We start from the raw sequence: 17,001 nt of genomic DNA, 5'->3' as shown, positions 1-17,001 counted from the left end.
GCCGTCGCCGCCGTCGACGACATCGCCGCCCGCGCCCATCTGGAACTGGCTGAAGGATTGGTCGCCGCCGTAGACGGTGTCAGCAAACTGGGTGCCGCGCACCTTGTTGATGTTGACCAGCGTATCGGTGTCGCCGAATCCGTCGGTCGCGCTGTTCGCCGCTTGGCCTCCTTGTGCTTGGTCCGAAAGGTTAACGGTGACACCGCTGCTGCCGCCGTGATGAATGTCCTGGTCGTAGTATGCCCAGGAGTCACCGGACCCGCCGGTAAGAATGTCGTCGCCGCCAAGACCCTGGAAGCCCTCGTAGCCTTCGCCGTCTCCGACCAGCACGTCGGCGAATTCCGATCCGATGATGTCTTCGATGTTCTGCAACGTGTCGGTGTCGCCGTAGAGGTCGATCGCAGTGCCCGGTCCGGCTGTGCCGAGGAACGAGGTCTGCTCGGCGTCCGACAGATTGACGAAAACGCCGTGGGTCGCGGTGCCCTCCTCATTGTCACGCGAATAGTCAATCGCATCCTCGCCGTCGCCGCCGTCGACGACATCGCCGCCCGCGCCCATCTGGAACTGGCTGAAGGATTGGTCGCCGCCGTAGACGGTGTCAGCAAACTGGGTGCCGCGCACCTTGTTGATGTTGACCAGCGTATCGGTGTCGCCGAATCCGTCGGTCGCGCTGTTCGCCGCTTGGCCTCCTTGTGCTTGGTCCGAAAGGTTAACGGTGACACCGCTGCTGCCGCCGTGATGAATGTCCTGGTCGTAGTATGCCCAGGAGTCACCGGACCCGCCGGTAAGAATGTCGTCGCCGCCAAGACCCTGGAAGCCCTCGTAGCCTTCGCCGTCTCCGACCAGCACGTCGGCGAATTCCGATCCGATGATGTCTTCGATGTTCTGCAACGTGTCGGTGTCGCCGTAGAGGTCGATCGCAGTGCCCGGTCCGGCTGTGCCGAGGAACGAGGTCTGCTCGGCGTCCGACAGATTGACGAAAACGCCGTGGCTGGCTGTTCCATCATTGTCCCGCGAATAGTCGATTGCGTCGCCGCCGTCGCCGCCGTCGACAAAATCGCTGCCTGCACCCATTTGGTACTGGCTGAAGGATTGGTCGCCGCCGTAGACCGTGTCGCCGAAACGGGTGCCGCGAACGTCTTCGATACTTGTCAACGTGTCGGTGTCGCCGAATCCGTCGATAGCGCTGCCTGTGCCCAGATCAACGGTTACCCCCTGGTTGCCACCGTACCGCGCATCCTGGCTGTAATCCGCCATGTCGCGGCCGCCGGCGCCATCGATCCAATCGTCGCCTGCAATGCCCCGGATTGTGTTGTTTGCGCCGTCGCCCGTAAGTGAATCGCCGCCGAGGCTTCCCCGGATCCGCTCGATCCCGACGAGCGTATCCGTGGATGTGCCATCGCCATAAAGCTCCAACGCCGTGCCGGTGGCCAGGTCCACTGTCACGGAGATCAGATTCTGGTCATTGGCATAGTGCACTTCGTCGCTGCCGTCGCGTCCGTCGACGATGTCGTTGCCGCGGAAGGAACGGATAATGTTGTTTTCGCCATCACCGAGAAGCGTGTCCGCGAGATCGGAGCCGGCGATGCCGGAAATGCTGGTCAGCGTGTCGGCGTCACCGAACGTGTCCGTTGCGGTACCTGCAGCCAGATCGACGGTAACCCCCAGCAGGCCACCCTCACCGGCGTACCAGACGTCGTCGAAATCGCCCTGGCCGTCAAAAGTGTCATTGCCTGCCCCGCCGTGGAACACGTCCGAACCATCGCCGCCGAGCATCGTGTCATCGTCGGTGCCGCCGTAAAGCTCGTCTTCGCCGGCGCCGCCCTCGATGGTGTCGCTGCCTTCGCCCCCAGTCAGCGTGTCGTTGCCACCAAGGCCAAGGATGGTGTCGTTGCCACCATCGCCGTTGATCTCGTCGTCGCCGATCTCGAGCGCCGGGTCCCCGCCCTGCGGGCCGCCAGAGATGAAATCTGCCTCCGCCGTGCCATTGATGACATCGTTGCCATTGGTTCCGAATTTGTCGGCCATTTCACCCTCCTCGGATACTTCAATCCAGTCGGAAATCGTTCATTGAAACCCTACGCTTGGAACGACAGAAGCGCGCTTTGCCCAGCGGGTAGGAGCGTTTCCGATTCTCGTCAGCCCGAGTGAAGGCGATCCGGAACCGCCTGAAGCCGGTGTACAGGGTGCTGACGCTTGAGATGCTCATCCCCGGGTACCCAGAACTGGCATTCGCCATCGTTGTCCGGCCAAATTGCCGTTTGAATCCGCATAATCCGGCGATCAGCTGTGCTACGAAACCCCCATTTGGGGGGAGTCGGCCCAGTTCATAGTTCTCAATGATTGCAGACGGGGTCTTGGAACTTCGCAACGACGTCTTCGGCTGGATGTGGATGCGTGGCAACCTTCAGCACTGCATCGAATCTTGTATTTAGACCAGTAGGGCAAAGTCTGCGGCTAAACGAACGGCGCACTTTCCTTCCCGCATTCCCCGAAAGGCTTATGCGCGACTGACAACGTGTGGCTATCCAACGTTACTCATATTAGAATAGGCTAATTAAAAGATTTGTCCCTAGTGGATGGGGAGGCGTGCCCATGGGACAGGATCGCCCAGCATTGAGGTCGGGGGAATGGATTGGCATCTACGATGAGAAACGTGTTGCCTCAATAAGCAACGCGGTTGCTGAAGCAATTGATGCCGCGGCGTTCGGGGTGGGTTCCTGGGACGAGGTGCCGCGCGTAATGGGGGAAGCATTTCCCGGATCGTTGTGCTCCCTCCTGAATCACAATGTTGCCGAAAACAAGTTAAATTTTCAGGCCGTCTACAACATAGACCCCGGATATCTGAAATCGTATGCAGATCACTATGCCCGGTTAAATCCGTGGATACCGTTGTGGCAGGCCGTCGAGAGCGGAACGGTTCTGGTCGCCGAAGAAGATTGCCCGGCCCGTTTGTTCGCTGATACCGAATTCTACAATGACTGGCTCCGTCCGCAGAAAGACATTGAGGCAGCAGTCGGCATAAAAATTGATGGCGGTCCACGGGAAGTCATTCATCTCCCCATGCACTATCCGCTTTCCAAGGCCGGCTCGTACGACCGAGCAGCAGCCGAAGTTCTCAAGCGGATACGAAGCAATCTGCGAAGGTCGGTCGACCTTGGACATTTGCTCAGGAAACGAACCGAGGATGCTATGGCGGGGGCCGCCTTGGTTGAACGAGCTTGCTGCGCGGCATTCGTCATAGACAGCGACAGACATCTCCGCGATGCGAACCAGCAGGCGGTTGACATGCTTTCCGCAGGTTCAGTGGCTGTACTCCGCCACGGCAGCGTGTGCCTTTCCAATGCCCGCGCAGACCACCTTTTCCGCAATGGAATTGTTGCGCTCTCCAAAGGATTGCCCATCAATTTGGACCAAATCCCTCTCTGTATCGAAGGCCGCTGGCAAGTTTCGTTCGCGCCGCTTCCCGCCATATCGGCAGCTGCAAGCGGCATTCTGTCCATCTTTCTCACCAGACCGATGGTTCTTGTCCTTATCCGCGATCTGGATGCTCGTCTCCGAGGCCCTGGGGACTTGTCGGCATTTGCCCTACAGTACGGGCTGACCCGCTCCGAAATCATGTTTTGCGAGCGGTTGGCCAAAGGGGATTCCCTGGCCGAGACAGCCGGCATACTCGGCATAAAACTTGAAACCGCCCGCGACAGGGTGAAATCGATATTCCACAAGACCGGTACGCATCGACAAGGCCAGCTTGTGGCGATGCTGGGCGTATTCTTCATGTGAGACTGAAAGTCAGGAAGTGGCCGAGAGCTGACAGACGGCTTTTGACATCAGAAAGCGGCAGCCGGAGTTTCAAGTCATTGTGGGTCGGTGAGGAAGGGCATGATATCCACGCCGTCTCCCGGGAAGACGGTGAAATGCGGGTGGCTCTCAAACAGGCGGGCGGCAGCCTCGATGGTATCGGCCTCGATGACAATGTAGCCGCAGAAAGGGTTCACGGCGTCGGCGATGCCGTCCTTTGTAACGCGCGTCGTTCTGCCGACCATACCGCCGCGATCAGGGAAGAATGCGGCGTTTCTCTCCTCCCAGTCCGCCCACTGCTGCAATCCGACGCTATCAATCGCATCTTGCTCGGGCTTGGGCAGGCTGCGAAAGCGGGCAAGGTCTTCGGGCTTCATCGTGTAGACGGCAAGAAAGCGGGGCATACAGCGAACTTCGGGCTGGCGAAAGCCTTGTCAGGCTACACTCCTGTGCGGCCGAAGTCACTGCGCATGACCACCCTCTAGGTGCCCGTTTGCGTCAGTTCGGACGTCCGCTCCGTGCCGGAGCGGCCTCCAAGGGCGGCAATGAACAATGACCGCTTACAGGATCTGGAGCATCGTCAGCGCAATGGCCGCGTTGCGGCGCATTCCAGACATTCACTCCGAGTCCGGTGCGCTTTCATGTTGGCAATCGATGGCCGTCATGAATATGCTTGGCCTGCTGACCTTGCCGCTGAACGGCTAGCGGTTGGGAGGCGGCCATCCTGTCAGAAAAGGGGCTCTCCATGGCTACCGGAACGGTAAAATGGTTCAATTCGCAAAAGGGTTTTGGTTTCATTCAGCCTGACCAGGGCGGCCCGGATGTGTTCGTGCATATTTCTGCCGTCGAGCGCTCCGGCCTGCGGGGCCTCAATGATGGTCAGAAGATCAGTTACGAACTGGTGCAGGACAAACGTTCCGGAAAGACGTCAGCCGATGAGCTTCGGGTGATCTGATGGAGGCTGACCGGCCTCGCGGCGGTCGGTCCTATCCCTTCCAAATCGTCGAGCGGAGAAGCGCTTGCAATTGCTCTGCCAGGTCGAGTTCGCCGCGCGCCTCGATCTCCAAAAGATATCGGGCCTTTGCCAAGCGATCCCCTTCCCTGACCGCAGGATGGGCGCAGATGGCCAGCAACGCCCTTTCCTCCTCTCGGCTCGCTCTGTAGTGGTCGCGGCTGCTGCCGCCCAGTTCGTGGTGGGCCTTGCCGAACGCCGCATATGCTGCCTTGTGCGACTTAATCAGCACTCGCAGTTCGTTGGACGGCTCTCGGTCTCGTCATGGTGGTTCTGAGGCGAGAGCCGTTGCCGCAACCGTCGATGCGGCGACAGCGCTGCCGGAATGGAAAAGCAAGGCGCGGCGGTTTGATCCTGGACGCGGTGAACTCTCCCCTTCACGGTCGTAGAAACCACGGCACCGTAACACGACGGTTCGCGCATTCAAGTCAGGATGGATAGCCCATGTCGGCCCTACAGCCAGCGTGGCTGCGGCGATGCGAAGCATGTGCACCGCGGTCAGGAGTGCCGCGCTCGACAAAGGCTGCGATAGAAGCTTGAACGTGCCGGCAGGCTTACCACGAACGGTGCGCTTCCAGGGGACGACGAATCTTGGCCACCCGCTGTGCGCAAGGGAAAAACGCAGCAGACAAGCCTGCGCTCGGCCGCCCTCCTACGGCCGACGCTGGCGACGTCGGCCCTCATCGGGTAGCAAGGAGGACGCCGCCGCGCCGGCGGTTTGGACCGCCTATCGGCAGTCACAGCGAGCCGAGTCGACGAGGCGATTATGTTGTCGGCCATCAACCCAGTGACCTCGCGCCCGAAGGCTACCTCAGCGAGCCGCGTCTTGTTGACAAGCTAGTCGCTTGTCGAGCCAGGCACCGTCGCCTCCGGACGTGCCCCCTTCCCGGCTCCACGCCTAGCCGCTCATGGCCATGACCACGCACATCGCGTCAAGCTTCGGAAATCTATGAGAAACAGGCGGTCCTGCGAGGTGCGAGCAATGTCCGCACATCGCGAAATCGCCGTATAACCCATTGAAAAACAACAACCGACCGACGCGACACATCGCGCCTTTTTATCTTGCCGTCTTAATCGGTCGTGTTTGTCGATACTTTTCGTCCATCGTCGTTCCTTTCTTTTCGTGCGATAATATACGAATCTATTCTCTGCACTACGATGCCGCCTTTGAGCGTTGAGTTCCGATGCGCCGTGCAGTCTTCCGCGCTCTGCGACGGGGTTGATCGGCTGCACTTTGGCAGCGCGCGAACCGTCGTGGCGCACTTTTCCATCGGACTGACGGAGCATCGTCACAGGCAATCGGGCGCGGTACGGCCGCCTTTCGATCGGCGCGGCCGCAGGCAACGTATGGCCCGCCCCGGCTGCAAGTGGGTTGATTGGGATCGCGCAAAGTCTGCACCAACGTATCCGGCCTCGACGCGCTGCGTCCGACCAAAATGGACATTCGCACGCCCAGGTCCCCAACAAGATACACGGTATGCCAAGGACCGTTGCCTGCCAACGGGTTTGCTGAGCGTCGATCAACTTTTTACGCAGATTCCATGCGGCGGCGCTGCCGATTGGGCTGGCGCCAGCCTGTCTCGAAAATCAGCCGGCAAACACCTTTGCCGGAGAATACGCCTGTCGGTGTGCCAGCACTGCCCATGCAATACGCGCCAGCTTGTTGGCCAGTGCGACGACGGCCCATTTGCGTTTGGCGCGCTGCAGCAGGTCACGGAGCCAGGCGCCCAAAGCGTTGTCCTTTCGTGCCAGATGCGGCAGCGCCGCACGTGGCCATGGATCAGCAGGACGCGCAGATAGGTGCTGCCCCGCTTGCTGATTCCGACCAGCCGGGGTTTGCCTCCGGTCGTAATCTGCCGCGGCACCAGCCCCAACCAGGCGACAAGGTCACGGCCCTTTTTGAAGCTTTCCGCATTGCCGATGGCGGCTGCCAGCGCCGTCGCATTGAGTGCTCCTATGCCGGGCACCGCGCACAACAGGCCTGCCGTTTCGTTGGAGCGCGCCAGCAAAACGAATTCGCGATCCAGTTGCTTGATCCGCTGGTCCATGCTGGCCAGTTCGGCTGCCGTCTCAACGATCAGCTGTTGCATCCGGGTGCTGAGACCAGATGCTCCGGACCGCTCGTTGCGCAGCCACCGATCGAGCATTGCCCTGCCCTTTGCAATGACGATGCCACGGTCAAAGAGAATACCGCGAAGCTGATTGATGAGCGCTGTTCTCTGCCCGACCAGGCGCTCACGCGCTCGGTGCAAGGTTTGGATGTCGAACTGGTCCCGCGACTTCACAGGTACAAACCGCATCGTCGGCCGCGATGCTGCCTCTGCGATTGCTTCGGCATCCCGATCGTCGTTTTTGTGTGACTTGACGTAGGGCTTTACATATTCGGGTGGCATCAGCCGGACCTCGGTTCCATGCCGTTCGCATTCGGCCATGGCCGATGCGTTCAGCTCGATCTGCAATTGATCGGTGGCGCGCTCGATCTCTAGTCTCGCGTTGTGCGGCCGGATCAGGGCCGAGCAAAGGCGTGTGATCGACGCCCGAGAGCGACTGACGAAGATCGATCCCCGGCACTGACGGCGTTCCTGAGTTAGCAAATCTAAATGCAGCGCGGCGCCACCTGTGGTAGAAATGAACTGCTGGAGTAGGTCTCGCGGGAGGAGTCCTTGGGTATAAAATCGAAGCTCGCCAAAATGTCGGCGGCGCTGCTCACCAGGCGTGTGGCCGCCGCTCAATCCACTGCTGCCGTCAAGCCGATCCGAACGTCGCTCGCCGACGTTCCCCTTAGGCGCCAGCCACTTCCATACAAGCCGAAGCCGCCGATCCGTCCGTGTAGCAATATGTAGGACGATCATTCGTCGCGGCCCTCCGGCCAGACAGCGAAAGGTCGGACAACGGAACGAAAGGCAGATTCGCGAATTCTACTGCTAGCTAATTGGAATCGTCGCCCATGCGGCTTGCGACTCTCCACCTTGAAACTGCGAGATACGGGGACGTATATCGCGCCGAAATGCTCGCGATGCTGAGGCGGCAAGTTGTGCGGCACATCAAGCGCACGGACGCGTCGGCTCGAAAAGTCGAAGAAGCGCTGGCCAGGTTGGCTGAAGCAAACGCGCCCATGGACCGGCTCGCGCAGCATCAGTAGGGCTGCGCCGATGCGTAGCTGTGATCCTGTGGCCGATTGTGAGGCCAGTAGACGCGGATCGGCCCGTGATCGGGATGTTCCGTCGTCATTCGGCCATAAGCCATGACCGGGATGTCAGTGTCGACTGCGCCGGTCGCAAGGACTTGCCGCTCTCGTCGACAAGGATTTGCACAGTGACAGCCTTATCAGCGTTTAGAGGCAAGTAGCAGTTCGCGGACACGCTCGACATGATCTGCGCCTGCTGCGGCGGCGCGCTGCATCTCATTGGCGAAAGCGTGAGCGAGATGCTGGACTGGGTTCCGGCGCAGCTGCGCGTGATCCGCACCACGCGTCCCAAATACGCCTGCCGGACCTGCGAGAATGTGGTGCAGGCGCCGGCTCTGCCGATCCAGGTGCTGACAGCCAAGTATTGCGACCACACACCGCTCTATCGGCAGGCGCAAATCTTCGCCCGCCACGACGTTGTGGCAGAACTTCTCGGCATCGATACCGACGAAAAAGGTGCCAAGCTACGCATTGAGCAGATGCTCAAGGCATTGATTGCCGCCGGCCACTTCACTATTGAAACCCGGCCGGACAGCAAACGAATGCTCAAAAATACATCGTCGCCGTGCTGCCGCACCCTGAAAATTAGTGTTGCGGCAAGTGCGGCAAACTACCCACACATGTTCAGCCGCCCTACCACCCCGCCCCTTTCGGGGTGGGGTGGTAGGGCAAGGTAGTAGGGAAAGAAAAATGGAGGTGCGGCAAATCAGGTGCGGCCAGCGACCAAGTCGACGCCCCGAGGAAAAAGCTAGGCGACTTTGAGTTCCTTGACCGCCTTCTCGAAGGCGGACTTAATCGGCTTGGATACGTCCTCGACGGCTTTGGTCGTGACGGCCTGGAGTTCCTTGGACTGCTCGACGGCCGTTTCAACCTGCTTGCGGACGAACGCTGTCTGCAGTTCAACGAATTCGGAAGGCGACTTAACGGCAACTAGGGCTTCTAAGTGCGAGAAGGCGGCTTCAGTATTGGCGCGCAGAACGGCAATTGTTTTCAGCGACAGATCGCTGCCAACGGCTTTGGCGGTTTCGAAGCTCGACTCGAGAGCCTTCTGGGCGTCTTCAGAGCCCGCCTTGAATTTGGCAAGAACTTCTTTTGACTGTTCGACGCCCTTTTCAGCGGCAGCGCGGAACTCGGCCGTAGCCTTGGACGGATCGAAGGTCGGTAACGCGGTGCCTTCGATGGTATCAGGGGTTTTTTCAGCGGTGGACATAGTTTCCATCCTTCAGTGGACACCCCCAAGAACGCCTCGTTCATTTATGAAACCGACACAACCCAATAGCAACATTTTTGTGCGTTGCACCATGAATTTCTTCCCATGCGGTAACCAAGCGCTGAAGGCAGGGCGGCGCCTACAATCGCTGGCGGAACGGAACCTGGCGCCCCTGCATGCCTCTCATTCAGATTCAGATTTTTTCCCCGATTCTTTGATTAATTCCAGAAAATCAAAAACTGTCTTTCTTGAGAGTCAGGTTGCGGTCCTCGCGGCCCGCCTCGCGACAGCGCTGGCAATAGAGCACCTTTGGTCTACAACAATCTTACGAATACGGGCGAGGCGGGCCCGCCGTAGCGGCAAAAAGTGGTCTTTCCGCCAGTGCCAGGATCGGCATGGATCTTTGCAAGGGACGGCGACCACAACGGTGATAAACCGCTCGCAGCCTGTCTTAGAATAAATCAAATCCATGCCTGTTCCGGTGAAATAAAGGCACTCGTACAGGCCTGATGGTACTTTTTGCCCATGGTAGAGGACCGCGGCTGAAGTAGCGGACATCGCGCCAACGGCCACCGCCGCGCCTAAAACTGTCAGCACAACCAGACCACCGAGTGCCTTTTCCATCAGTCTGTCCCAAGCAAGGTCGGCTACGGTGTCACGACTCGCAACTTGGCTGCCTCCTGGTCGAACGAAACGCGGTTTCGTCCACGTTGTTTCGCTTTAAGTACGCACCGCCCCGCAGCACGGAGGACATCCTGAGGATCTGCATTATGAGGGATTTCCGCACCGCCGATGCTGACAGTCACCCTCACGCCATTTTGTTGCCCTTTGACCCAGGGACCCCCCTCAATATGCCGACGGATGTTCTCCGCTATGGTAATCGCCTGCTCTTTGCGCACGTTGCGTAGCAAGACCCCAAACTCTTCCCCACCAAGGCGGCCAATTGAGTCCCCTGGGCGTGTCGTATAGACGAGCGCCTTCGCGATCCGAACCAAGGTCTCGTCGCCCTTGGAATGTCCGTGCTCGTCATTGATCGAGGAGAAGTGATCTGGATCGATCAGGAGAAGCGTGTCGCATTCGCCTTCGTCGCGGCTTCTGTCCATCCTTGCGATGAACTCACCGCGGCTGAGGAGCCCGGTCATCTGATCGTGGCTGGTTACGAAGGTGAGCCTGTCGTGCGCCTCTCTCAAGGCAGTATGTGACTTCTCCAACTTGTCACATGTATCCTGGATCGTTTCGGACTGGGCGAAGATGTAGGCACTGACCGGCATTCCGATCAGAATGGGAATGAAGGTACATTCCACCCAACTCAGCCAGTCGATCGGCATCTGCAACGCAAGTCTAGCCGTAAACGACAGACCGAAGGTCGCAACGACAGCTATTGCCGTCACGACTAAAGATTTTCCCAGAATACGCTTGGCGCGCGGCGTCATATTGTTTCTTTAGACTTTAGCGCTGAACAGGCCGTTACCAAGTCGATTAAGATTATTCTGGCCTCGATGAGGGCGGTGATTTTTGCGATGGTTAAAATTCGAGTTTTTCGAATCTGCCGGCGTTAGTTTTCAAATGCTACGCCTCTGCTGCACGAACGGTGATCGTTGAATATGCGTGGCCCAGGTTGGATTAGAGATATACGGCAGGTTGAAGCTCAGCAGGTGCGAGATCGAATCGCTCAGCTTGAATGCGAACTGATCAATGCGGCCGCTTCCAAAGGCAAATCCAAATTGCAAAACGTTGGTCACGAACTTCGTTCGCAGAAAGCTCAGTTGGAACGCCTCGAACAATGCATAGCCTGGATGCCGAAGCGGGTATGATATTGCGCTTAAATTAGCTTGAGCGCATATTTCGTCAGCCGTGAACCTACCCTGTAAGCAGTTTAAGCGGCGACCCCGGAGGCGACCATGCCTATGTATCTCTCTCGGTTCAGCTATACGCCCCAGACCTGGGCGCGTTTGATCGAAAACCCCGAGGATCGACGCGAGGCGGCCCGTTCGTACATCCGGAAAGCTGCACGGGTTCTGGTACGCCTTCGGAGAGCATGATGGTTGGAATCTGTGGGAGGCGCCAGACATCGTGTCGATGGCATCCGTCGTACTTGCCATCGGTGCGGGGGGAGCGCTCAGCTCGTACGAGACCACCGTCCTCCTAAGCGTCGAAGAGACGATGGAGGCTCTTGGGAAGACGAAGTCGATCCGGTATCGCCCGCCGGGATCATAGGCGGCCCAGAGCGGCAATCTCGTCACAGGACTCGCCATAGGCCTTGGCATTGCGGTCGGTCTGGCCCTGCCCTGGCGGAGGCCGGCGGCCTGTGATCCTGACGCCGGCGCAGTTGGCCATGCTCATCGAAGGTATCGACTGGCGTGCGCCGAACCCCCGGCCAAGCAAGCGAACCGCGACACCTGGATGGATTTCGCTACGATGAACCGCGAGGGGTTTTCAGCTCCAGAGCAAGTGCGTTGATCAAGCTCGTCTCACAGCGTGTCCTGATGTTCCAATCTCTTTCATAAGCACACGCAATTCGGCTGGCGGTGCAAGGCAGAAAGTTCGAAAAGCTTCCAAGAACCCCAGCCCAACTGGATACCTTTCGACACCTCGCGTCCTCGAGAAGATTGGTGCTGGGCGACGTTTACTCGGACCGTCGCCGATAGGAAAACACCGCTTCCTCGATAGTGGGTTTGGCGATGTAGCGGTCTCCCGCTACCAACTTCTGATTAACAAACTGAAATATATAATAAATCTTCCCTTCGGTGGTGGCGCTCCCGGGCGGAATTTCCCAATGAAATCAACGGAGCATCCCACTCAAAAGTAGCCTTGAGTTCACAAGTTGTGTCTCGATGATGTGAAGGGGCAGCCGTTGCCCTGGCGCTCGTACTCCACAGTATGGGACTTGGCGGGAGATCGAGTGCTAGTACATGTCGCCCAAAGAGCGCGCAGCGGTTTTGGGATAACGACATGCATAAAAACAAGAACTTAAGGCGCGTCGTAAGAGGCCGTCTGAGGCCGTCTAAACGCGACGCGTTTTAGCGAACTGAGCCGTGGTGGGGCCCGGAGGATATATCAAGAACGTTGATTTAATTGGCTTTTTCGTGGGCCAGGATTCTCAAATTCCCGCATTGTTCCGTATGGCCCTCGCCGCAATCGACTTGTGCGAATGCAAGCGAAGGCTTGCGCGAGGTTCACGGCCATCAGATTGAACGACGAAGGTGCGCCACTGCCGCGCGATGAGCGCCCGCCATGCCTGGCAAACCGTTGATGTCAGCGCCTCTTCCAAGCCTAGTGTTTGTCGGGCAACAGCACTCTGAGTGACACCCAACTCTTCCGAGGCAACCCAGAAATTGAGCTGGCGCGCTTCTCTCTCAAATATGAGTAGTGAGTTTAGCACAGCACTAAACCACGATAATCTTGTGAAAAATCCGATACTCGGGCACAATTTGTGTACGGAAGTGGACAGCTATCTCAAGTCCGGCCTGTCGCGTCGCGTGACAGTTTGCGTCGGAGGAGCGGCGTCGATGGATCAGGGGTTCTTTCTTCTGTTCGCTGCGGCGTCCGTGGTCACGGCCTTGACCTTGGTCCTGGCGCGGAATCCAGTTCACAGCGCATTGGCGCTGATGGCGTGTTTCCTGCAGATATCGGCGATCTTCGTCTTGCTCGAGGCGCCGTTGCTCGCGGTCATCCAAATTTTCGTCTATGTCGGCGCGATCATGGTCCTCTTCCTATTCGTGATCATGATGATTGATGTGCGCGAAGCGGTGTTGCAGCGGTTCTTGCCGGGCAGCAACCTGCCTGTTTTGGTGCTGCTCGTCCTGCTTGGGGTCGAGATGCTTGTACTGGTGCTCAGGAGCGACCGCTTTTCGGTCGCGGAGCCCGTCGCAATGCGCACCGGCGGTGAGGTCAGGCAGCTCAGCACGACGCTTTTCGCCGACTATCTCCTGCCGTTTGAAGTCGCCTCCGTCATCCTGCTGGCGGCCCTGGTGGGCGCCATCGTGCTGGCGCGGAAGGAGCCGCAGTGATGGTGCCGCTCTGGTGGTATATCGTGCTCGGAGTGGTCCTGTTCGTGATCGGTGCGGCGGGCGTACTGCTCAGACGCAATATCCTGGTCGTGCTGATGTCGCTGGAACTGCTGCTTAACTCGGTCAACATCAATTTCATCGCTTTTGGGCATTACTACGACGACTTCCGCGGGCAGATTTTCGCAATCTTCGTCATCGCAATCACTGCTGCGGAGGTTGCCGTTGCCCTCGGCATCTTGGTCGCCCTCACGAGGAACACGTCCACCCTCAAGGTCGACGAAGTGACCATGATGAAAGGATAGCGGCTTGGACCCGGTGATATCGATCCGGCCGCTGCTTGCCGTTGCCGTCGCAGGTCTGGCGGCCCTTGCAGTTCTCCTTCTAAACAAACGCGAGAAACTTCGCGATGCCGTCTCGCCGTTGGCCGCGATCGCCATGTTCGCAATTGTCGCCTCAATGGCGCCCACGGTGCTGGCGGGCGGGACAGTCGATTTGCGCCTGTTCGAGATTCTGCCGGGGATCGACTTCGCGTTCCGTGTCGATGCGCTCGGCATGGTGTTTGCCACCGTCTCGTCGCTGCTGTGGATCGTGGCGTCGATCTATTCCATCGGCTACATGCGGCACTTGAATGAGCATGCGCAGACCCGTTTCTTCGCCTGCTTCGCCGCCAGCCTCGCGGCAGCCGCCGGGGGCGCCTTTGCCGCCAATTTGTTCACGTTGGTGATCTTCTACGAGCTGCTGAGCCTCGTTACCTATCCGCTTGTCTACCACCACGAGGACGAGGAGGGATGGACGGGCAGCCGCAAGTACCTCGTCTATTTGATGGGCGCGTCGAAAAGCGTGCTTCTCGCCGCGCTGGCGCTGACTTACCAGATTGCGGGGTCGCTCGACTTTGTGGCGGGGGGGCTATTGGCGGGGGTCGACGCCTCGGCGCCGCTGCTGACCGTCGTCTATTTCTGCTATCTCTTCGGCTTCGCCAAGGCCGCGGTGATGCCGATGCACGCCTGGCTGCCTGCCGCGATGGTGGCGCCGACACCGGTTAGCGCGCTCTTGCATGCGGTGGCCGTCGTCAAGATGGGTGTGTTCTGCGTGCTGCGTGTGGTGTTCCACGTCTTCGGCGCAGGGCTGGTGGGCGGGCTGGGGCTCGGCATCGCCACGGCCTATGTGGTCTCGTTCACGATCCTGATGGCGTCCATCTACGCCCTGACGCGGGACGACCTGAAGGCACGGCTCGCCTACTCGACGGTCAGCCAACTCTCCTACATCGTGCTGGGCGCGGTTCTGCTGTCGCCCGTCGCGATGGTCGGGGGGATCATCCACATCGCGGCGCATGCATTCTCGAAGATCACGCTCTTTTTCTGCGCCGGGTCGATCTATTGCGCGTCTGGCAAGCGGAATATCAGCGATATGGCCGGCATCGGCCGCAGGCTGCCCTGGACGATGGGGGCGTTCTTCGTTGGCTCGCTCAGCATGATCGGGGTGCCGCCGACTGCGGGCTTCATCAGCAAGTGGTATCTGGCGCTCGGCTCGGTGGAGGCCGGGGAGACCTCGTTCCTTATCGTGCTCTTGGTAAGTTCGGTCCTGAACGCCGCCTATTTCCTGCCGGTCAGCTATGTCGCTTTTTTCGGGAAGGAAGCGCAGGAATTCCCGACGACCGTTCGTGAAATTCCGATGTTGACGATCCCGCTGGTCGCGACCGCCATCCTGTCGGTGTCGATGGGCATCTTCCCGGATTATTTCCTCGCCCTGGCGGAAAGAGTCGTCAGATGATCAAGCGCGTCGTCGATTTCTTTGGTGACGGAAAATATGTGACCCAGCGCCACCGGCTGTTCTATCTGGTGCTCGTTCTGATCGTCGTCGCCGACTTTCTGGTCTCCCGCGAACACGCCGAATACCTGTGGGACCGCCTGCCTGGCTGGTCCGCCGTCTACGGCTTCGGCTCCTGCGTGCTTCTGATTTTCGTTGCCAAGTTCCTCGGCCATCAGGGTGGGCTCATGCGGCGCGAGGACTATTATGACTGACTTCGCCCATCCCGGCCTACTGTTCATTCTCGGCGCTCTTCCGATCCCCTTCCTGAAGGGGTCTGTCCGCAAGGCCTATGTGCTGCTGATCCCAACGCTGGCGATCCTCGCCGTGCTCACGATGCAGCCTGGCAGCTACGGCGCGGCGCGATTCATCGGGCAGGAAATCCTGATCGCGAAAGTCGACAAGCTGAGCATCGTTTTCGCTACCGTTTTCACCATCATGGCGCTGTTCGGGATGGTCTACGCGTTGCACCTGACGCGCGCCGGCCAGCATGTGGCGGCGTTCGTCTACGGCGGCAGCGCGCTCGGAGTGGTGTTCGCCGGCGACTACCTGACTCTGTTCATGTTCTGGGAAGGTATGACGTTTGCCTCTGCCTACCTGGTCTTTGCCCAGCGCAGCGAGCAGGCGTTCCGCGCAGGGTTCCGCTACCTCATGGTCCATATCACCGGCAGCGTTGCCCTGCTCGGCGGCATCATTCTCCATGGGTTCGCCACCGGTTCGCTGCTCTTCGGCCCGATCGAGGGAGGGCTGGGCTTCGCCACCTGCCTGATCCTTGCCGGGTTCATACTCAACGCCGCGGTGCCGCCACTCAACGCCTGGCTGACTGACGCCTACCCGGAAGCGACCGTCACCGGGGCCGTATTCATGAGCGCCTTCACCACGAAGACCGCCGTCTATGTGCTGGCGCGGGCGTTTCCGGGGACCGATCTTCTTGTCTGGCTCGGCACTGTGATGGCGCTTTACGGCGTTATCTACGCTGTGCTGGAGAACGATTGCCGGCGGCTCTTGGCCTATCACATCGTCAGCCAGGTGGGCTACATGGTGGTGGGCATCGGCATCGGAACCGAGATGGCGGTGAACGGCGCCGTCAGCCATGCCTTCGCGCATATCCTCTACAAGGCGCTCCTCTTCATGGGCGCGGGGGCGGTGATCCACGTCACCGGGCGGCGCAAGCTCACCGAACTCGGAGGGCTCTACAAAACCATGCCGGTAACCCTTGCGCTCTACATGGTTGGCGCCTTTGCGATCTCGGCATTCCCGTTCTTCTCAGGCTTCGTCACCAAGTCGATGGTGGTGGCCGCCGCCGGACAGGATCATCGCGCGCTGGTGGTGCTGGCCCTGACAATGGCGTCGTCAGGGACGTTCCTGCACACCGGGCTCAAGCTCCCGTACTACATGTTCTTCGGCACGGACCAAGGGCTGGAAGCGCGAGAACCGCCGCGCAACATGCTGGTAGCGATGGGCATGGCAGCGGTGCTCTGCATCGCGATCGGGGTGTTCCCCCAGACGCTCTACGCGCTTCTGCCCTATCCGGTCGACTTCGAACCCTACACCGGCGTCCATGTCACCGAGAGCCTCGGCGTGCTGATGTTCACCGCCTTGGGCTTCGTCATGTTCCTCAAGGCGCTCGACCCCGAGAATACGATCAGCATCGATACCGACTGGTTCTATCGCACAGGCGCGCGGCACTTCATGTGGCTCGCCGAAAAACCGCTGGCGCGCTACGAGAAGGCGGTGAGCGATGTGTCCGAGACGGCGGCGCTGCCCCTTCTGCACGGGATGGCACGGGCAGGACTGCGGATCGATCTCCACGGCGTGGACGCCTTGGTGAACGCCGTCGCTCGCGCGATCCTGCTCGGCGGTGGGGCGCTGCGGCGGCTCCAAAGCGGCGTCGTGACCCATTACGCGCTGGCGATGATCGCTGGTGTGATCGCGGGGATCGCCGTATTCGCTGTAGCGTGGCGGTAGGGGGCGC

The 17,001-nt window shown here is 59.5% G+C and carries 13 protein-coding genes and 3 pseudogenes; 10 read left to right on the top strand and 6 right to left on the bottom strand.

Annotation, left to right across the window (positions count from 1 at the left end):
* Positions 1 to 2,028: calcium-binding protein (locus tag ACFX5Q_RS32155; RefSeq protein ID WP_404284276.1), on the bottom strand; the 2,028-nt coding region annotated here is incomplete at its 3' end.
* Between the two features lie 567 nt (positions 2,029 to 2,595).
* Here ACFX5Q_RS32155 and ACFX5Q_RS32150 point away from each other — a divergent pair.
* The gene (locus ACFX5Q_RS32150; RefSeq protein WP_404284275.1) at positions 2,596 to 3,783 is read left to right on the top strand and encodes a helix-turn-helix transcriptional regulator; all 1,188 of its coding nucleotides are present in this window, start codon (positions 2,596 to 2,598) and stop codon (positions 3,781 to 3,783) included.
* Positions 3,784 to 3,857: 74 nt separating this feature from the next.
* Here the strand turns inward: ACFX5Q_RS32150 and ACFX5Q_RS32145 are convergent, their stop codons facing one another.
* The gene (locus tag ACFX5Q_RS32145) at positions 3,858 to 4,205 is read right to left on the bottom strand and encodes a hypothetical protein (protein ID WP_404284273.1); all 348 of its coding nucleotides are present in this window, start codon (positions 4,203 to 4,205) and stop codon (positions 3,858 to 3,860) included.
* 148 nt (positions 4,206 to 4,353) lie between these two features.
* Here ACFX5Q_RS32145 and ACFX5Q_RS32140 point away from each other — a divergent pair, with 148 nt between their 5' ends.
* Positions 4,354 to 4,506: a hypothetical protein gene (locus ACFX5Q_RS32140; RefSeq protein WP_404284272.1), complete on the top strand. Its 153-nt coding sequence runs from the start codon at positions 4,354 to 4,356 to the stop codon at positions 4,504 to 4,506.
* A 40-nt stretch (positions 4,507 to 4,546) separates the two neighbouring features.
* Positions 4,547 to 4,756, top strand: coding sequence for a cold-shock protein (locus tag ACFX5Q_RS32135; RefSeq protein ID WP_404284271.1), 210 nt, complete (start codon positions 4,547 to 4,549; stop codon positions 4,754 to 4,756).
* 31 nt (positions 4,757 to 4,787) lie between these two features.
* On the opposite strand, the gene ACFX5Q_RS32130 is transcribed toward ACFX5Q_RS32135, so the two are convergent.
* Together ACFX5Q_RS32130 and ACFX5Q_RS32125 are read right to left on the bottom strand one after the other, a co-directional pair.
* Positions 4,788 to 5,045 (bottom strand): hypothetical protein, encoded by a 258-nt coding sequence (locus tag ACFX5Q_RS32130; protein ID WP_404284269.1) that lies wholly within the window; start codon positions 5,043 to 5,045, stop codon positions 4,788 to 4,790.
* Positions 5,046 to 6,400: 1,355 nt separating this feature from the next.
* Positions 6,401 to 7,384: pseudogene (locus tag ACFX5Q_RS32125) on the bottom strand (IS110 family transposase).
* 801 nt (positions 7,385 to 8,185) lie between these two features.
* Between ACFX5Q_RS32125 and ACFX5Q_RS32120 the strand changes: the two are divergent.
* Positions 8,186 to 8,428: pseudogene (locus ACFX5Q_RS32120) on the top strand (IS66 family transposase zinc-finger binding domain-containing protein); the annotation flags it as partial.
* Positions 8,429 to 8,748: 320 nt separating this feature from the next.
* On the opposite strand, the gene ACFX5Q_RS32115 reads toward ACFX5Q_RS32120, so the two are convergent.
* Together ACFX5Q_RS32115 and ACFX5Q_RS32110 are read right to left on the bottom strand one after the other, a co-directional pair.
* Positions 8,749 to 9,219, bottom strand: a complete 471-nt coding sequence (locus ACFX5Q_RS32115) for a phasin (RefSeq protein WP_404284267.1) — start codon at positions 9,217 to 9,219, stop codon at positions 8,749 to 8,751.
* Positions 9,220 to 9,857: 638 nt separating this feature from the next.
* Complete coding sequence (locus ACFX5Q_RS32110; protein ID WP_404284265.1) at positions 9,858 to 10,643, bottom strand: GGDEF domain-containing protein; 786 nt, start codon at positions 10,641 to 10,643, stop codon at positions 9,858 to 9,860.
* A gap of 468 nt (positions 10,644 to 11,111) precedes the next feature.
* On the opposite strand from ACFX5Q_RS32110, the pseudogene ACFX5Q_RS32105 reads away from it, so the two are divergent.
* From ACFX5Q_RS32105 to ACFX5Q_RS32080, 6 genes and pseudogenes are all read left to right on the top strand, one after another.
* A pseudogene (locus tag ACFX5Q_RS32105) lies at positions 11,112 to 11,427 on the top strand (GYD domain-containing protein).
* A 1,292-nt stretch (positions 11,428 to 12,719) separates the two neighbouring features.
* Positions 12,720 to 13,220, top strand: coding sequence for an NADH-quinone oxidoreductase subunit J (locus ACFX5Q_RS32100; RefSeq protein ID WP_404284263.1), 501 nt, complete (start codon positions 12,720 to 12,722; stop codon positions 13,218 to 13,220).
* On the top strand, positions 13,220 to 13,522 hold the full coding sequence (gene nuoK, locus ACFX5Q_RS32095; RefSeq protein ID WP_404284261.1) for an NADH-quinone oxidoreductase subunit NuoK: 303 nt from the start codon (positions 13,220 to 13,222) through the stop codon (positions 13,520 to 13,522). Before ACFX5Q_RS32100 ends, nuoK begins: the two co-directional genes overlap by 1 nt.
* Positions 13,523 to 13,526: 4 nt before the next feature.
* Entirely contained in the window at positions 13,527 to 14,990 is a 1,464-nt protein-coding gene (locus tag ACFX5Q_RS32090) for a monovalent cation/H+ antiporter subunit D family protein (protein ID WP_404284260.1), read from the top strand.
* Positions 14,987 to 15,241 (top strand): hypothetical protein, encoded by a 255-nt coding sequence (locus tag ACFX5Q_RS32085; protein WP_404284258.1) that lies wholly within the window; start codon positions 14,987 to 14,989, stop codon positions 15,239 to 15,241. The genes ACFX5Q_RS32090 and ACFX5Q_RS32085 overlap by 4 nt, the downstream gene beginning before the upstream one ends.
* Entirely contained in the window at positions 15,234 to 16,994 is a 1,761-nt protein-coding gene (locus tag ACFX5Q_RS32080; RefSeq protein WP_404284257.1) for a Na(+)/H(+) antiporter subunit D, read from the top strand. Before ACFX5Q_RS32085 ends, ACFX5Q_RS32080 begins: the two co-directional genes overlap by 8 nt.
* The last annotated feature ends 7 nt before the right edge of the window (positions 16,995 to 17,001 follow it).

This window comes from Mesorhizobium sp. IMUNJ 23033 (assembly GCF_044778005.1).
In the GTDB taxonomy this organism is placed as follows: domain Bacteria; phylum Pseudomonadota; class Alphaproteobacteria; order Rhizobiales; family Rhizobiaceae; genus Mesorhizobium; species Mesorhizobium amorphae_A.
Note: the sequence above shows the minus strand (reverse complement) of the source record. Positions and strands in the feature narration are given on the sequence as shown.